8 protein-coding genes are annotated in these 17,467 nt (G+C 40.8%); all 8 read right to left on the reverse strand.

The window, feature by feature from the left end; all coding sequences use genetic code 11:
* Positions 1-159: 159 nt before the first annotated feature.
* The 8 genes from JIV24_RS02415 to JIV24_RS02450 all read right to left on the reverse strand — a co-directional run bounded on the left by JIV24_RS02415 (position 160) and on the right by JIV24_RS02450 (position 17,432).
* Positions 160-2,040 (reverse strand): alpha-1,3-galactosidase-related protein, encoded by a 1,881-nt coding sequence (locus JIV24_RS02415; protein ID WP_200463410.1) that lies wholly within the window; start codon positions 2,038-2,040, stop codon positions 160-162.
* A 71-nt stretch (positions 2,041-2,111) separates the two neighbouring features.
* Positions 2,112-3,602 carry a Gfo/Idh/MocA family protein gene (locus JIV24_RS02420; protein ID WP_200463411.1) on the reverse strand — a complete coding sequence of 497 codons (1,491 nt, stop codon included), beginning with the start codon at positions 3,600-3,602 and terminating at the stop codon, positions 2,112-2,114.
* Positions 3,603-3,623: 21 nt separating this feature from the next.
* On the reverse strand, positions 3,624-6,761 hold the full coding sequence (locus JIV24_RS02425) for a glycoside hydrolase family 2 TIM barrel-domain containing protein (protein ID WP_200463412.1): 3,138 nt from the start codon (positions 6,759-6,761) through the stop codon (positions 3,624-3,626).
* 60 nt (positions 6,762-6,821) lie between these two features.
* Positions 6,822-8,123: a DUF3472 domain-containing protein gene (locus tag JIV24_RS02430; protein ID WP_200463413.1), complete on the reverse strand. Its 1,302-nt coding sequence runs from the start codon at positions 8,121-8,123 to the stop codon at positions 6,822-6,824.
* A gap of 51 nt (positions 8,124-8,174) precedes the next feature.
* Positions 8,175-11,063 (reverse strand): M60 family metallopeptidase, encoded by a 2,889-nt coding sequence (locus JIV24_RS02435; RefSeq protein WP_200463414.1) that lies wholly within the window; start codon positions 11,061-11,063, stop codon positions 8,175-8,177.
* A gap of 328 nt (positions 11,064-11,391) precedes the next feature.
* The gene (locus JIV24_RS02440) at positions 11,392-12,486 is read right to left on the reverse strand and encodes a DUF4959 domain-containing protein (protein ID WP_200463415.1); all 1,095 of its coding nucleotides are present in this window, start codon (positions 12,484-12,486) and stop codon (positions 11,392-11,394) included.
* A gap of 24 nt (positions 12,487-12,510) precedes the next feature.
* Entirely contained in the window at positions 12,511-14,319 is a 1,809-nt protein-coding gene (locus JIV24_RS02445; protein WP_200463416.1) for a RagB/SusD family nutrient uptake outer membrane protein, read from the reverse strand.
* 17 nt (positions 14,320-14,336) lie between these two features.
* Entirely contained in the window at positions 14,337-17,432 is a 3,096-nt protein-coding gene (locus JIV24_RS02450; protein ID WP_200463417.1) for a SusC/RagA family TonB-linked outer membrane protein, read from the reverse strand.
* Between the last annotated feature and the right edge of the window lie 35 nt (positions 17,433-17,467).

Genomic DNA, 17,467 nt, shown 5'->3' on the forward strand with positions numbered 1-17,467 from the left:
TCTAAGCGTTACATAGCAACTCCAGAGGAGTTGAACCTATATGACGATGGCTGACAATAAAAAATGAAATTGTTTTACAATCACCAATTCTATTTTTACATTAAGCTATCCTCAAATCCTCAATTATTATCAAAAACATTGTCGCAACAGTATCTATGATTAATCAGCATCTTTCACCTCAACAGTCAGCTCCGAGTTTCCAAGCCTTAATTCATCCTGGCTCATCCGCTTTAGTAAGATATTTTTGCCCAACACATCATCCTCAATTATGTTTCTGCTAATTTCGACATTTTTACAAGCATCCAATAAAAAAGTATGCTTTTGAAAATGCCAGGGTTGATATTCATAACTACGCTTAATGGTGTTGTTATTAAAGCTTAATCCATCAACTGATAAAGCATACAAGACCGGATAATCAGACGGATTAAAACGGTTGCTTTCAATGCGTATATTTCGATGGAATGGCTGTTCTGAATCAGGTTCTGGCACTTCAGGGTAAATACTTATAATGGCATTGCAAAATTGATAGTATGATGAGTTACAAGGCCACCTGAATTCATTATTTCTAATGGTGACATCTCTTACTGCACCACTCTCATACCAGTAATTGGCATCTCCAGCAATTAATATGGCTGAACCACTGGTTTCAAACACATTGTTTTCGATAATAACCTTGCCTGGTGTTGATATCAGATAGCCTCTTGCTCTGCAGCTTCCTGCGAAACAGTTGCTTATTTTCACATTCGGTATCCACGACAAATTCTCGATTGAATAGTTTGCATCCAGCATTGAAGGAACAGCCTCTTTAAACTTCAAGACAAAAACATCTTTACTCTCAGGTTCTAAACTGGAAATAGTTCCTATGCCAATCGATTTCATTGTTTTTTTATGGATAAAACTAAGCGAATCTCCAGGTTGAGCCCAAATTAGGCCAGTACTCATACCATGGGCAAATTTACACCTTACGGTCGTCGCATCAATCTGCTCAACTACTGGCACACAGGTTCCATGAATATTAATGGGATCATCCATCAATCCCTGGGCCTTGCAATCATCAATAACAATGTCACCTTTACATCCCATAAAGTGAAGTCCATCGTCATGACCACTTAAAAAACGATTCTTTGCAGGATTGGGAATCATATGCACTTGCCTCATTTCTATATTCTCGCAGTACTGAGATAAAATACCCAAGCCTGAAGTATGGTACACATTGATGTTTTCTAACTTCAGATCTTTACTATGAAACAAGAATATTCCGGCATGATCACGCGTACTATGGCGCATTATTAAGCGATTACCTATTGTAGGTATTTTGGTAAATTGTCCTTCAATCTTTAATAAACCACCATCAACCAGCGTATATTTTAGTTTCTTGTCATCTTCATATTTTACACAGCCATGGCCGCCTGTGTATGCTGGTATTATGTGGTTTTGATCAATCTCAATTAGCCAGGAGCCTTGTGACAATTGCCAATTCTCTTTCCAGTCCTCCCCAATAAAATCAATGCCTTGCTGAGGATTTATCTCAAAAGGAAATTGTTTCGTATCTATTTTCAGTAAGAGATGGGATAATGATGCTTCTATTATTTCTGACTCGGCAGTTAAAGGGATATCCCAGTCAATGTTGATGTTTCTTAGAGTAATGTTAGTTGAATTATCAAGGGTAAAAGGCTGGATGTGTCCATGGTAAATAAACTCAGAGCCCTGTCCGTCTATGGTAATATTTGATTTTTTATCCAACAAAATACCCAGACGTTTGGGATTGACATCATAGGTATTGGTTTCGAAATAAGGTCTTAAATAATTGGAATCCGGATAAAAATCGTATCGGCCTTTGGGGAAAACAATAGTAGTGGGTTGTTCATCCAAATTTTCAATCAACTGATTGATTTGAGCAACAATGCATTCTCGAGTATTGGCATTAATACCATAGTCTTCCACATTGATGACTACTTCGCCTTTTTCCGTGCAAGCTTGAAAAGCTACTGCCAGAAAAAGAATTATGCATGCCGTATTTATTCTTTTAATGAGTTTCATAAGCTAAAGCTATTGGCTAGTTTTAAGAATGGCGGATGACCATTATGATCATCCACCCATTTTCCTATCTATTAATGCACATTTAACTGCTTATCTGAATCCGCTTCTTTCAAGTTGCGAACGCCAGTTGTTCCTCCGCCCTTAAGGGTTAACTCTACAGGCTTATTGGTCTCCCATTTACCACGTGTAAAATCAGGAACTGCAATTGGCTTGGAGCCATTTAATATAGACCATTCACTTAGTGGTGTAATACATGACCAGGAAGCTGCATCATACACATCCATGTCCATTGGCAAGCCATTACGCAGACAGTCGATTAAGCGCCAATCCATCATAAAGTCCATACCACCGTGGCCACCAACCTGCTTAGCCATCTCACCAATGCGACGTACGATTTCAGGTGTGTATTTCTCTTGCAATTCTTTCATTTTTGCATCATCAGCTTTCGAATGACCAAATGCGATGTGTTGTAAAGGCCACTTCTGAGCAAAGCACTTAGTACCACTCAACATGTGAATACGTGAATATGGACGTGGCGAGCTGATGTCATGCTGAATCATCATGGTACGACCTTTAACGGTACGAATCATCTGCATATCCATGTTACCGCGCATTTCCTTACCAATAAATTGCTGCAAGTCCGGACGGTCAGGAGCTAACTCTTTAATACGATGCTTCAAAGTAAAATCATCCGACATCATAGCGGTCAGGTAATCCATACGGTCGCCACGGTTAATATCCATGGCCTGACAGATAGGTCCTAAGCCATGTGTTGGATACACATTAGCCTTGCGCGTATTCTCGTGTAATCGCCATAGTTTATCGTAAGCACCATCACCACGTGGTTTGTCATCCTGTGGCTTGTTGAAATGCCAGTAATCTAAATCGTGAATATAAGCGCCTTCGCCATGTACCAAATCGCCAAAAGCACCCTGACGAGCCATATTTAAAGTCAGCAGTTCGAAGAAATCGTAACAACAGTTCTCCAGTATCACACAGTGCTTCTTCGTCTGCTCTGATACCTCTACCATTTCCCAGCATTCATCCATCGTTTTGGCTGTTGATACTTCAACAGCGGCATGACTTCCTCCACGCATGGCTGCCAAAGCCACCGGCACGTGCCATTCCCATGGTGTAGCAATGTATACCAGATCAACCAGTCCACTGTCGCAAAGCGCTTTAAAAGCTGTATCACTTCCCGTAAACTCTTTCGCTTTTGGCAGGCCAGCCTTGGCCAGTGAAGCCTGAGCGCCATCAATAGCCGCCTGACGCGTATCACAAAGTGCAGTTACTTCAACACCTTCGATAAAACCCATACGGTCAACTGCACCAATGCCACGGTCGCCAATACCTACGAAACCAACGCGAACCTTATCCAGCTTTGGGGCTGCATAACCACACATATTGAACTCCATTTTAGGCACACGCTCAGCATTTTCGCGAATATAAGCGACTGCTTCTTTCTCATTGGCACGAGGATTACATCCTGCCAGTGGTGCGGTGGCGGCTACACCGGCACCCATGGCTAAATTTCTTAAAAATGATCTTCTGTTTGTTGACATTTTTCTAATATTTTTAGTTTGTTAATTTATAGGTACAATGGTAAATCCATAACGATAGGACTTACCTGTCAAACGATACTGATCATGTGTCCGGGCTCCCCAGCTGGTATCGCCCCCCACACCCATCTGCTTGTAATCGATATTAACAGAGGTCAAATCACGGGGTTTCACATCTACAGTATGACGATTCACAACCGGCACTCCGTCAACATGGCGACCATCAGACCGCTCCGGCGACTCGAAGTCTTCCATAATATTATGATGAGCCGATACTTCTAACCATTCACCGTCAGCTATGAATTTTAGTCCAAACCCTTCCTTATTGGTCATGCTCATCCAACGCACATCGGTTTTGTTACCATTTTCCTGTGGACGGATATAGGCCCAGTACTGAGCAGCCACCGTTCCTGAATACACATCGACAAAAGCACTTGTTTTACGATCCCAGTAGGACTCATGCGGCCCACGTCCCAACCAGCTCATCTGGTCAAAATCACGTGGCATGATCAGGTTCATACCCATGCGGGGTATTTCAGGCAGTTGCCCCTCTGCCATGGTAAAGCTGTTTTGAACAACCACCGCCCCCTCAGCTCCTACGGTATAAACAGATTGGTATGTACCTAACTCGCTTTTGCCATCCATCAAATTGAAATGAAATGTGATGCCGGCTTCTGTAGCATTGTAAGAAGTCAACACACGGTTCTGTCCGGCTTTACGCCATACTCTGGCACGTTTATCCAGCTTGTTGCCAAAATCGTTATCAATTGGTGCACGGAAAAAGTTCGGAACAGGCCCTTCTGTGATCAAGTCCTTACCTTCGAACTGATACGTAGACATCACACCATTCTCTGTATCGAAAGCAATGCTGAAATTGTCTCCTGAGTAAACAACAGCACCCTCCTTTTCTTCTTTCTTTGCCAGGCCCGTTGCTTTGTACCTAGCAGCAGCTGTTCCCTTCAGTTTAAATTGTTCTTTTGCCATGACCGTTCCTGCCTCAACCAGGTTCTCCGCTTTTTTCAATGACGCGTATATGTTAAGGAAGTATTCCGTATTAGCCTCTGCTTTGAAGTCCAGGTCTAAAGTCACTATTTTTGTAGCATCCGGTGCCAGATTTAGATCGGCTATTGTACCCGATTGAAGCACTTGACCATTCCCTTTTACTTCATAAGTCAAGTCAAACTTATCGGTATTGATAAAAGCGTATTTATTCTCAATCCTAATCTTTCCAGCCTTCAAATCAATCGCTTTAAACTTAATGTACTGATATACTTTTTTCACCTCCAGTAAGTGAGGTTTTACGCCGCGATTGGGCTCAACCAGTCCATTTAAACAAAAGTTACCATCACTTGGCACAGTATCCGGACCAAAGTCACCTCCATAAGCCCAGTATTTTTCATCAGCCTCATTTTGGGTCAATAAACCCTGATCAACCCAATCCCAGATAAAGCCTCCCTGGAAAATCGGCTCTGACTCAATCAAATCCCAGTAATCTTGCAGATTACCGACACTGTTACCCATAGCATGTGCATACTCACACTGTATCAAGGGCTTACCCCCTTTCTCAGCCTTATACTTCTTCATACCCTCGATTCGCAAATACATGGGGCAGTAAATATCTGTATTACGTCCATTACCTGCTCGCTCATATTGCACCGGACGAGTGTCATCCTTCGACTTCAGATAATCGTAGGTAGCATCGAAATTAATACCATCACCCGCTTCATTAGCCAATGACCAGAAGATAACAGACGGTTGATTTTTATCGCGTTCGTACATATTCACTGTACGATACATATGCGCATCGCTCCACTCCGGCTGCTTCGCTAAAGACACTTCACCATAGCCCATACCGTGTGATTCAATATTGGCTTCATCCACCACATATAAACCATACTGATTGCATAACTCATACCAACGCTCCGGTTGCGGATAGTGAGAGCAACGCACGGCATTCAGATTATGGCTCTTCATCACGCTGATATCCTTCAACATGGTCGCCTCATCTACCACATGGCCATGGATCTCGTGATGCTCGTGGAGGTTAGCCCCCTTAAAATACACATACTGACCGTTCACCAGCACTTGTGCATCCTTGATCTCAATGCGGCGGAAACCAACGTCCTGACGAAGTACTTCAATAACATCACCCTGGGCATCCTTAAGCGTAATTATAAGGTTATAAAGATGAGGTGTTTCGGCCGTCCATCGTTTTACGCCTGGAAAATTGGCGTCAAAAAAAACAGTGCCTTCTGTCACATTAGCATTGAATAACTTCATCTCCTCAGTGCCATCCATCAGTTTGGCTTCAACAGTGGCAGCGCCTATTCCCACCACCTCGGTGGACAGACTAAAGGTACCCGTCGTGTAATCATCTGCTAAACCAGATTCCACTTCGTAATCACGGATGTGTTGTTGATTACGCGCCATTAAAAACACATCGCGTGTGATACCGGCTAAACGCCAGAAGTCCTGATCTTCAAGATATGAACCGTCACTCCATTTGTATATTTCCACAGCCAGTGTGTTTTCTCCCGGTGTCAGATACTTCGTAATATTAAATTCCGATGGTGTTTTAGAATCCTCGAAATACCCAACTTGTTGCTCATTTACCCACAGGTATACAGCTGAACCTGCGGCTCCAAAATGCAAGAAGATATCTTTCTCATCCCAATTGGCAGGAATGGTAAATGTTCTTTTATACGACCCCACAGGATTGTAATGCCGTTGAATCGTAGGTGGTGTTTTTTCGTGTGGATACTTGACATTGGTATAAATGGGATATTCATACCCTTCGCACTCCCAGTTGGAAGGCACCTTGATGGTCTTCCAGTGGCGGGTATCAAAGTCGTCTTTAAAGAAATAATAAGGACGCTCCGATGGGTTCTGCGACAAGTGGAATGACCAATCACCATTCAGTGATTGTATCAGTGAAGAAGCCCATTTATTATCTCTATCCACCTCTGCTTCAGTAGCGAAAGGAATATAGTAGGCCCGTGCCGGTTCACGATTCAGCTGACTCACGGCCGGGTTTTCCCAATCAACCGGACTATTTTCTGTCCATGTTACATTCTTATAGTCACTGTAGGATGTGCAAGCCATCATTGAGAACAACAGGATAACTGCCTGAGTAAATACTGCTTTTTTAATGAATGGATTCATAGTCTGCTTAATTATTTAATTTATATGCTCTTCACATCTAAAATAGTCACTTTTTCTCTTTTATTTCGTCTGACTAAAGTCTATTTCAGGCTGCAGGCCTTCTTCTTTCCTTTCAAAATATTGGTCAAAAGCCACTCGTTCATTAAAGAAGCCACAGTTTTTCATAAAGAATTTCCCTTTATGAACGCCCCCTGCATAGTCCAGACGCGAATGTTTGCGGGCGGTAGCATCAGCCGTAAATTTAGCTTTGGTCAGTTCATACCACTTTCCTTCGGTATTACGCACCCATTGATTGGTATAGTAAGCCATTCGACTGGTATTACCCATTTGCGTATAAAAGTTCTCCAGAAATGAGTGTGGACGTTTGATATAAGTGGAGGTCTGCGGACGTCGGAAACTCGCAATCAATTGCCATTCGTTAAGTTCAGGATCCATAAACCAGGCCGTATAATCAGTGCTGTTATTTTCGGAAGGGTGTGCTTTTAGTAAGAAGCCATAGGTGATACCAGCCTTCCAGTTGTATTTCAAATAACTTTGACCTCCTGAACCTTCGTTTCCGAATTTGCCGGTGTAAACCTCATCTCCTTTCTTAAGTAGCTTAATACGCTGCTCTTCCGGAATATCGTTTGGATTATCTGTATGAAAAGGACTCCAGACTGAAAACAGAATACGCCTTTCTGTTGGTGAATTAACCTGTATCCCAAAGTAGCCTTCACCAAATCCATTGGCCATAAAATAGGAGCCCAATACATCCTGACCTTCCGGAACGGTTATTTCGTTATAGAAATACTCGATATCACCAGCCTCTTCAGGCACCTGGTAGCCCAGGTGAACAGATGGCCCTCGACGCCCCCAGTAAAAATCTTCTTTCACAAAGTAAAGCGAATCGCTACAGGCTGCACCATCCAACAATAACTCTTTATAAAGCCCATAGGAATCAGCTGCCGGTTTTATACCCCTTAACTCCACTACATGGTACCCCGGTTTTTCAATCGTATGCATACCCAGGCACACCGTATGCCAGCTGCTGTCTTTAACAACAATCTCTTTCTCTTCTCCTTTAAAACGAAGCTGAATCTTAGACCGGCCAACAAGAACCTTCGCATTTAAGCCTAATTTGATATCTCCGGTTTTTTCAGTCCTGAAGTATATTTTCAATGTTTTATTTTCTTCTTTCCAATTCAATGCTCCAGCTTCATCAAAGTCCATTCTTTGGGGAGGCATCTCATTACTATCGAACCAGGCATTGCCTACAAATGGAACTGCATGGCTATAAACATCAGAGCAATTGCCTTTTTGGGTTCCGACACAAGAGGACAAAACACCAATTAATATCAATACTATAAGGTGTACTTTTATCATTTTTTTCTTTTTAAATCTAAAATCTCCTATTTCACTCGAATAATGCTTCAATTACCGCGTACCTAAAACCAACGTTTTTGTACCATCATAACTCACAGCCTCGATACGTGTTGAGCCGGATGGGTAAGGCACTTTGGTGGAACTATTACTACTGCTTCCTGTTCCAACCATTGTAATATCAGTTATCTGATCACCTTCGTATGTCTCAAACACGACTACATTTTGCCATTCGGCATGTGAAATGGTTTTACTGGTTGTGCCGCTTATTCCGGTATTAAAGGTTCCTGAAACCTGTTGTTTATTCTTATAAGCATCTATACAATTACCACTGATGTAATAGATATGATCAGATTCAGGCTTTACATATCTAGATGCATAGCTGACAGCCTCATCAATCATTGATTGCGTAATCGTTTTTTGAGCTGATGTGTAATCGCCAAAATACTTATCCACTTCTTTCAACATCCCGATTTTGATAAAGAAATCACTTAGGTCATACTGAACAGCATCACACATATTTTTTATAAAGTTGATTTGCATTTCACCATCGCTCATAGCACTTTCATCTGTCTGGCGAACTGTCTCAAAAATATCTGCCCAAAAGTAAGGACGGTGCCATGAGTTACCTTCTCCGGCCACATGGAAATAAAGGTGCAGTTGCCATAATGGCACTAACTTGACAAAGTGGTCGGCACCCCATTCGCCATTTTCATCAGAGCCATATCCCTTATCAGGACCGGCTTGCAGTCCCCATTCCTGACCTTTAACTAATCCATTATTAAGAAATGCATTGAATCGACCTCCGATTGTTCCTCCGACATTCTCATGTTCCAAACGAAGTTGAGTGGGTGTATAGGTGTATTGCGACCATACTGAGTAGATATTGTTAGTACACTCGGATGTACCTACCCATTTCATACCCGGACGTACCTGATTCACATGCCCGAATTCGTGAGCTATTCCCCAATTATTATTTCTTACATTATCCGGGTTTGCGACATCGCCCATGGTATCATCATGGAAAGCAGCGCCCCAACCATCGGCATGCATGTAGCCGCTCCAAATAACACGACCGAACATTCTGTTTTTTGGTATTCTGTTGTATTTATCCAATCCCATTACAGCGTATTGCAATCCAATCAAATCATCATAAATACCAATTAACTCACCCATACGTCCGTAACATTGACTATTTAAAGAACTAACGCTATAGGCCAGATGAACATATTCTCCCCTGATATCCATAATCGTGCTAACAGCATTATCCAGCAATGCTTTCCCTTCTTCTTCGCTGTGCAATGATGAATCAAAATAGCCGTTTACCTGACCTGATGCAATGTGCACTTTAAGCGAATTTGCCGTCTCATGGTTATTAGTATAATAACTTAAATAGCCATTGCCCTTTCCCTTCATAGTAATCACGTTTAATCCTTCACTTAGAGGATAGCTATAGTCATTGCCTGACTGTCCGAAATCAGTCACTCTCAGGCTCACTTTTTCACCATTCATTTCTCCTGCAAAGACAACGACTTCTTCGTTAGTTGAAAAGTACATCCCTGTCATGTTTTCAAATTGACTGTAAGCACTTGTTTTGAGTTCTGAAGCCAAGTCACCTACTTCACGATAAGGCTTATAATTCTGAACCCGGTATTCGGCAGGATATTCACCGGCTAGCAGGTAGGCTGCAATATTTTGCAGGAAAGGATTCTGAATATCAGCAACATCTGCTATTGTTGTGCCCGGTTGAAGTTCTGAAAAAGTTAAATCGGTAAAAAACTGTTGATCCTGTTCTAAGCCCTTCATCGATTTGCTTTCATAACACTCAAACTCAGCAAGGGATACATAATAGTTTCCGGTACCATCTCCATAGGCATCCGTTACAACAATTTTTATGTTTTTCGGGCGTATAATCGGCAGCTCAAAACGAACTACTGCTGGATTATTGGATAATGGGGCCTCTAGTACACCAACTTGTTGATAGGTATCGTCATCTAATGTATTTGCCCAAATAGTAGCAGACTTAATGATTCCATTAGGTCCACTTGTTCTTGGATGCAAAACGATGTAGTTGGCGATGTGGTCTTCTGATTGATCCAATGCAAACTCCATCGTAAGTTCGGTGTCGCGCGACATACCGCTCCAGGGAGAATGGTACATGGTTGACGTTTGGCCATCTATGGCTTTAGTGATATCTTCTCCGCTTTGGTATTTATCTGAAGGGGTAAGCGTTGCGCCCTGGATGGTAATTTTTTTATCTTTTTCAAAAGCGTTTGTATCCTCGGGGATATATTCTTCAATGGTTAAAGACTGCGTGATGATAACACTATCGCAAATATCAGCTGCTTCGTTTTTAAAAAAGACTTTTCCTTGTCTTTGAGTAACATCATTGGCGAGTTGATCTACTTCTACCTTAAAATTGTAATCGACTAAATCAACTTTTGTTCCCTTTAACCCTTTGTTTTCAGCAATTCTCATCCATTCTTGTGAGAATGAAACCTCAGGTATTACATTACTGGTTACTTTTAGTTCTAATTGCTGAGCTTTAAGATTGAGCATCAACTGACGCTCATTTAATACGATTGTTGGTTTGGTTCCTAACTGTGTAACGGTTATTTGTTCTGATAATTCTGCAGCTTGAATGCTTATGGTGGCCTTTCGTAAATCGAAAGTTGTATTAGAAGACACATCGATATCCAGCCAGGGATTTTCAGCGTAACTCGCATTGACCTTACACCAATCCTGGTCTGCTGTAGCCGTCCACTTATCTACATTTGTCTTAATTGAAACACTCCTCAAGGTGGCCTCAGCAGGTAAATTAATGGACTTGTCGGCTTCTTCTATCTCAAGCATTGAGGGAGGAGTTGCACTTTCCTTCTGGCAGGCTGAATAAGAAAAGCTTAATAAGGTAATGATGAGTAGGATTATTTTGTGCTTATACATCGGGTAAAAATTAAGGGATATAATCTTTGAAAAGGGATAAGTTTATCAAACTAACAACTAAATGATTAGTAATCTATATTCTTCTAAACAGTGGCAGGTGGTAATTAAACCCGCAATATGCATTAGCTTACCTATTACGTAATGAAACTACTGCCAATCAAGCCGTAAACTAACTTGCTTCGACTCACCATAGCGGTGCTATGAATCGCCTCAACAAGTCCTTGATTGTTTGTATTTTCATTCCTCATTACGATGTTCTAATACATAATCCGGGTTAAAAAAAGTTTGTGGACAGACTCTCATCCATCCACAAACTAAATTAATATACTTACTTAACTACACCACCATAAACAGATATCTCAGACATATGTGTATGGGTTGCAGGCCCTTCAATGGCTTCAAATTTGAAATAACGCATCTGTGGTGAACCAGCAATGCTGAAATGCTGTGCATCATCGCTAGATGAATCAAAATCATATTCACCAAAATCGGTCCAATTCTCTCCGTCCATACTTCCATAGAACTTAACCTTTGTATGGCCTTCGGTTTTACCTTCACGTTTGAAACATTCGAATTTAGAAACAGCAACTGTTTGCCCTAAATCTACTATAAACCAGTGTGGGTAAGGAGGCAATGAAGCTGACCATGCCGAATGCCAGAAAGTACTTGTAATTCCATCAAACATGGCAATCACTTTACCTTGGTAGTCATACGAACTCCAGTTAGCCTCTGCCGGTTCTTCAGACGAGAAATCAACCACCGTCCAGATTGAACGATCAACTTGTTCCTCTACTAAAGGTGTGGTAGTGAATGTTACAGGTTCTGAAGCATGATCATAAATATCGGTTGCGATTACAGTGAACGTATGCTCACGCGGACTTAAACCATTTAAGATATTGCTTCCGGTATTGGTAGCGTTAAAAGTGGCTGTCTGCAATTTATCTTCATCATCCAGGTAACTAACAACAACTTTTACTTCTTTACCTGTATCGTTTGTCCACGATACTTTGATTCCACCAAAATCAGGCTGTACATCTACCGTGTTAATCACAAATTCGAATGGAGGCGTATCAGCACTAGCTTTAATAGATGCCGGTGCAGAGGCATTCCCATTTTCATCGAAAGCTCTCAGTGAAAATTCGTATTCGCTGGTATCTCCGAAACCATCAATGGTTTTTTCACTGGCATATTTGCTTGACTTAACGCTTCTTTTAACACCATTACCATCCGTAAAGTTAATATCTACATAGAATAGATCTTCATCACTTGGATTGTCCCAGCTTAACATGACTGCACCAAAGTCTGATGAGGCCTCAATATTTGCAACCGGAGCAGGAGGGGTCGTTTCTCCTTCTTCCTTATCACAGGAGCAAAATAATAGTGCGCCTGCAATAATATTCATTATTATATATTTCGTCTTCATAAATACTATTATTTGAAAATTCGATTACCAGCCCGGATTTTGAACCAGGTTTGTATTAATTTCAAGTTCATCAATCTTAATTGGGAATAAATAATACCCTGGTGAGTTAAATACACGTGGTTCGGTATCCACCACCTGATAAAACTCATTGGCACTTGAACCATTAATATTCCAACCTTTAACCGGTGTATTAAACAGCTCTTCGCCCATTTTCCAACGACGTACATCCCAACAGCGATGTCCTTCATAACACAACTCAATGGTTCTTTCAGTACGAATAATTTCACGCATCTCTTCTTTGGTAAAGCTGCTCTTACCCACTTTTTGCCAGGCTGTTAATACTCCAGGAACACCTGAACGTTCGCGAATATCATCCAGATATCTGATTACTTCAGTATGACTCGCTGCACCGTTAGCTTCATTTAAAGCCTCTGCATAGTTTAGATACAATTCCGCCAGACGAATAATTGGCCAAGGGTAAAGTACCATGTTATCTTTCGAATCAGTCATTGTCGTGTTAGGGTGCACTCCTTTTTTCACCAGGTAACCAGTTGGCGAATAATCATTTCTGTTTTCAGCAAATCCGTGTGCCTCATCAAAGCGCATCGCTAATGATGTAACCCCATTGTTAATTTCATAGTCTCCTCTATCGTAACCAATAGTGGCATAGAAACGAGGCTCTCTTTCGATGTGCAATTTTACTGTCTCACCATCAACATTATATCGCCCATTATAGTCAAAATCAGGATCCACATCCATCGGTAAACCGTCTTTTGTATAGAAAGCTTCTACCATACGCATGGTTGGCGCCTGTCCGTTATAAGTAGAGCCAACACCATTAGCAGGTGCACTATGGCGTTGCCATCCATAATAACCTTCCTGAATTGAATAGCCCCAGATTAACTCCTTGTTCCAGCCATCAACCATCATATAACGATAATTAGAGGTATACTGCTCAAACTGGTCAGCCACATCATCGGTGTAATTGTATAACGCTACACCATTTCCTTCTGCCATATCAATGGCGTCTTTGATAGCAGTAGCTGCACGATTCCATTTATCAGCCTGATAAGTGGTATTCATTAAAGCTTCACCATCCTTATTCTTAAAGTTACTATAGAACTCTGCATTACCATTAAACAAAGGTGATGCTGCGTATAATAACAAGCGAGCTTTTATCGATTTAGCAGTTACAGCTGAAGGTTTTCCATATTCGGTTTGATCAGAAATTGTTTCCGGTAAATCTTCTGCTGCTTCATCCAGTAAATTGACAATAAAGTCAACACACTGATCGTAAGGCTTACGCGTAGGGAAAAACTCTTCATCAGGCGCATCTAACGGAATACTTTTCTCCATCAAGACCACAGGTCCATACTGACGCAATAGAATAAAGTGATAATAAGCTATCAGGAACTTTGCTTCGGCCTTCCATTGGATTGCAATTGCTTCATCAAGTCCTTGTACATTATCAACATTCTCTAGGAAAATATAGCCTTGACGAATACCATCGTATAAATCAATATCGCCTGAAGTGGTCCAATAATCAAAGAATGGATCATTGGCATTTAATTCACCTTTCATCATACGCTTGGCATAATACCAACTTCTGTCCCAAGGTGTTACCATCTCATCTGTACCCCACAAGCCAATACTTTTAAACATATCGTTCTCCGCTGGCATAAATGAATATAGTGAAAATAAGAAGTTTTGAGCTTCACCCGGCCTCTTAAAGGCATCCTCCATGGTTGGATTATTATCTGGTACAATATCCAAGTAGTTACACGATACCGTGAATACTGTTAGAAATAGAAATAAAAATTTTATCTGTTTCATCGTTATTATTTTTATCATTACAACTTCACCTGAACACCAATGTTAATCACTCTCTGTGGAGGATAACCTAATCCATTTCCACCTCCCATTTCTGGATCCCACATATCAAACTTAGAAAAGGTTAGCAGGTTGGTACCATTGGCAAAAAAGCGAGCCTTTTTATACGTATAACCTAATTCGACGTTCTTTAATCTTAGGAAGCTACCGTCACGTAACCACCACGATGAGTTTTGTCCATTGTTGGCATTTTCTGTATCCGATAAACGAGGGTAGAAAGCGTGAATATTTTGCGTTTCTTCGTTCCAGTAATCATCAGCAACAGCTTGCAACACGTTTCTTTCGTTTTGTGCAAACGGGTGAATATTATTTAAGAAGAAAGACACGCGAGAAATACCCTGGAAGAACAATGAAAAGTCAACGTTCTTATATTTAAAATAAGAACCAAAACCGTAAACAATTTCCGGTACTGTAGGGTGACCCATTGGTACCATGTCATTGACATCTATACGATCCTGACCATCATATTCTTTAGATACATCGGTATATTTTATATCACCCGGTAGGTATGGTCCAAAAGTTTGTCCTGGACTGTTATTTATTTGTTCCTGATCAATAAATAAGTGTTCAGCTTGCAAACCCCATAATTGATTGATAGGATGACCAACTTTGGATGCATATGGATACAACTGATCTGGTTCATCAATGGCCAATACTTTATTGGTCGAATAAGTAAAGTTACCTTTAGCTGAAACAACCAAATCACCAAATACCTTGTTGTACTCAATAGATGCATCAAAACCTTTGTTTTCTACTTTACCAATATTTGCAAATGGACGAGCTTCTCCAATACCTACAGTACTTGGCACCGTTTCGCGTTGCATAAAAATACCATCACGTACTTCTTTAAATACATCCGCCTGGATCATTACGTCATTAAACAAACCTAATTCCAAACCAATATTTAACTTACGACCTACTTCCCAAGTCGATTCAACGTTACCGTATTGATCAATGGATACTCCATACCTGGTATTATTGTAATTATCACCGAAGGTATATTGATAATCTCCATTTGATAAGTTAACCTGTGTTAAATATGGGAATCGACCATAGCCAATTTGGTCATTACCAACTAAACCATAAGATACGCGCATTTTTAAAAGGCTAATGGTTTCTTTTAAACTGGCAAAATAGTTTTCATTGGAAATAATGTAACCCGCTGCATATGACGGGAAGAATCCAAAACGTTTGCCCTCAATGAAGTTTTCACTACCATTGTAACCAAAGTTGAATTCGCCAAAGTAACGATTATCAAAACTATAGGTAAAACGACCGGCCAGCCCCTGATTTCGGAATGCTAATGAACCATAAAAATCATCACTACCAGGGCTCCCATTAACATACTCATCCTGGTTGTACAATAACATACCAGCCACATCGTGCTTATCAAACGTACGGGCATAGTTTAAAGATGTTTGAATGTACATTCGACGATCTGAAGCATTCGATGGATCATAATCAAGCGTATTCCTTCCTTCACTACCTACACGACGTAGGGTATAGTCATAGCTCTTAGTATCCTGATTGTAGCTATAATTATCTACCTCAAAATAAAATGGTTCAATTGAACGGTTTATACTAGTTGTACTCCAATTTTTAAATGATATTAAACCATTCGCAGAAAGACCTTTAATGACAAAGTCTAACTTTTGTTCGAAAGACAAGTTAGAGATTAATGTTGATGCAAACCTTTCTTTGTAACCTTTAACCATCTCAGCATAAGGGTTGATGTATCTTCCGCCAAAGAATCCACCAGACTTATTACCAAAATACACATAATCATCACCATTATTTGGGAACATGATTGGAAATGAAACAGGATTTGACTCCATAATATTTCCAAACAAGCTTGAAGCACCACTAACCGGTCCATTGTAATCTTCTAAGTTAGCTGATAACTTAAGATCAACCTTCGTAGTAGGTGTTAAATTAACCGTGATGTTGTTTCGAAGATTGTAGCGCTTAATATTGATGTTGTTATCAAAGGTATTACTATTATCTTTCTTTAGCACCCCACTATCGTGAAAGAAAGAAGCTGATAAGAAGTACTGTGCTTTTTTACCACCGCCAGTTACATTCATGTTGGCTCGCTGGCTTTGAGCCATGTCTTTAAATAAGGTATTGTACCAATCTACATTTGGGAAAACATAAGGGTCTAATCCTGCTTCAGTACCTGCAATCTTTTCTTTACTGAATTTAGCCGGAGCCAAAGGATCGCGCATTCTAACAGCTTCATTGTACATTTTCATGTAAGTTACTCCATCTGCAAAATCAGCAATTTGAGTAGGCTGTGTAAAAGATGTTTCTGCACGAACACTTATGCTTGCCTTTTCCTGTACTTTACCAGTTTTAGTAGTAATAAGTACCACACCATTTGCACCTCGAACACCATAAATGGCAGTTGCTGTTGCATCCTTCAGGATTGAGAAACTAGCAATATTTTCCGGATCAATGTCATTAAAGTCGCCTGAAGACACTTCAACACCATCCACCAACATCAGTGGAGACTTGTTAGCACCAAAGGTGGACACACCACGAATCCAGAAATCAGCACCATCGGCACCAGGTTCACCTGAACGCTGTACAGAGATAACCCCTGCTAAACGACCAGCCAAAGTTGTTGATAAAGAACTGGTGGGCATTTTTAGATCCTGCGGTTTAACTGTATTGATGGATCCGATAACACTGGCTTTTTTCTGCTTACCAAAACCAACCACCATGACTTCTTCAAGACCCTGGGCGTCGTCTAACATGGTCATGTTAATCTGTGTCTGACCAGTATAAATCACTTCCTGCAGTTTCATTCCAATAAAAGAAAACTGAATCGCTTCTGCATTCGCAGGTACATCAAGTGAGTAGTTTCCATCAATGTTAGTAATAGTACCTTTAGTAGTCCCTTTTACAATAACATTAACACCGGGCATTGGTAATCCTTCCACATCGGTAACACGTCCTGTGACAGTGCCTCCTTGTGCGGTTACATTCAGATGGCATGTGATTATCATGACAATAACCAAAAGCATCCGACTCAATTTACAATACTTTTTTTTCATAAATATAAAACTTTAGTAAATCTCTAATTGCTAAT

The organism is Carboxylicivirga marina (genome assembly GCF_016612505.1).
Lineage (GTDB): Bacteria > Bacteroidota > Bacteroidia > Bacteroidales > Marinilabiliaceae > Carboxylicivirga > Carboxylicivirga marina.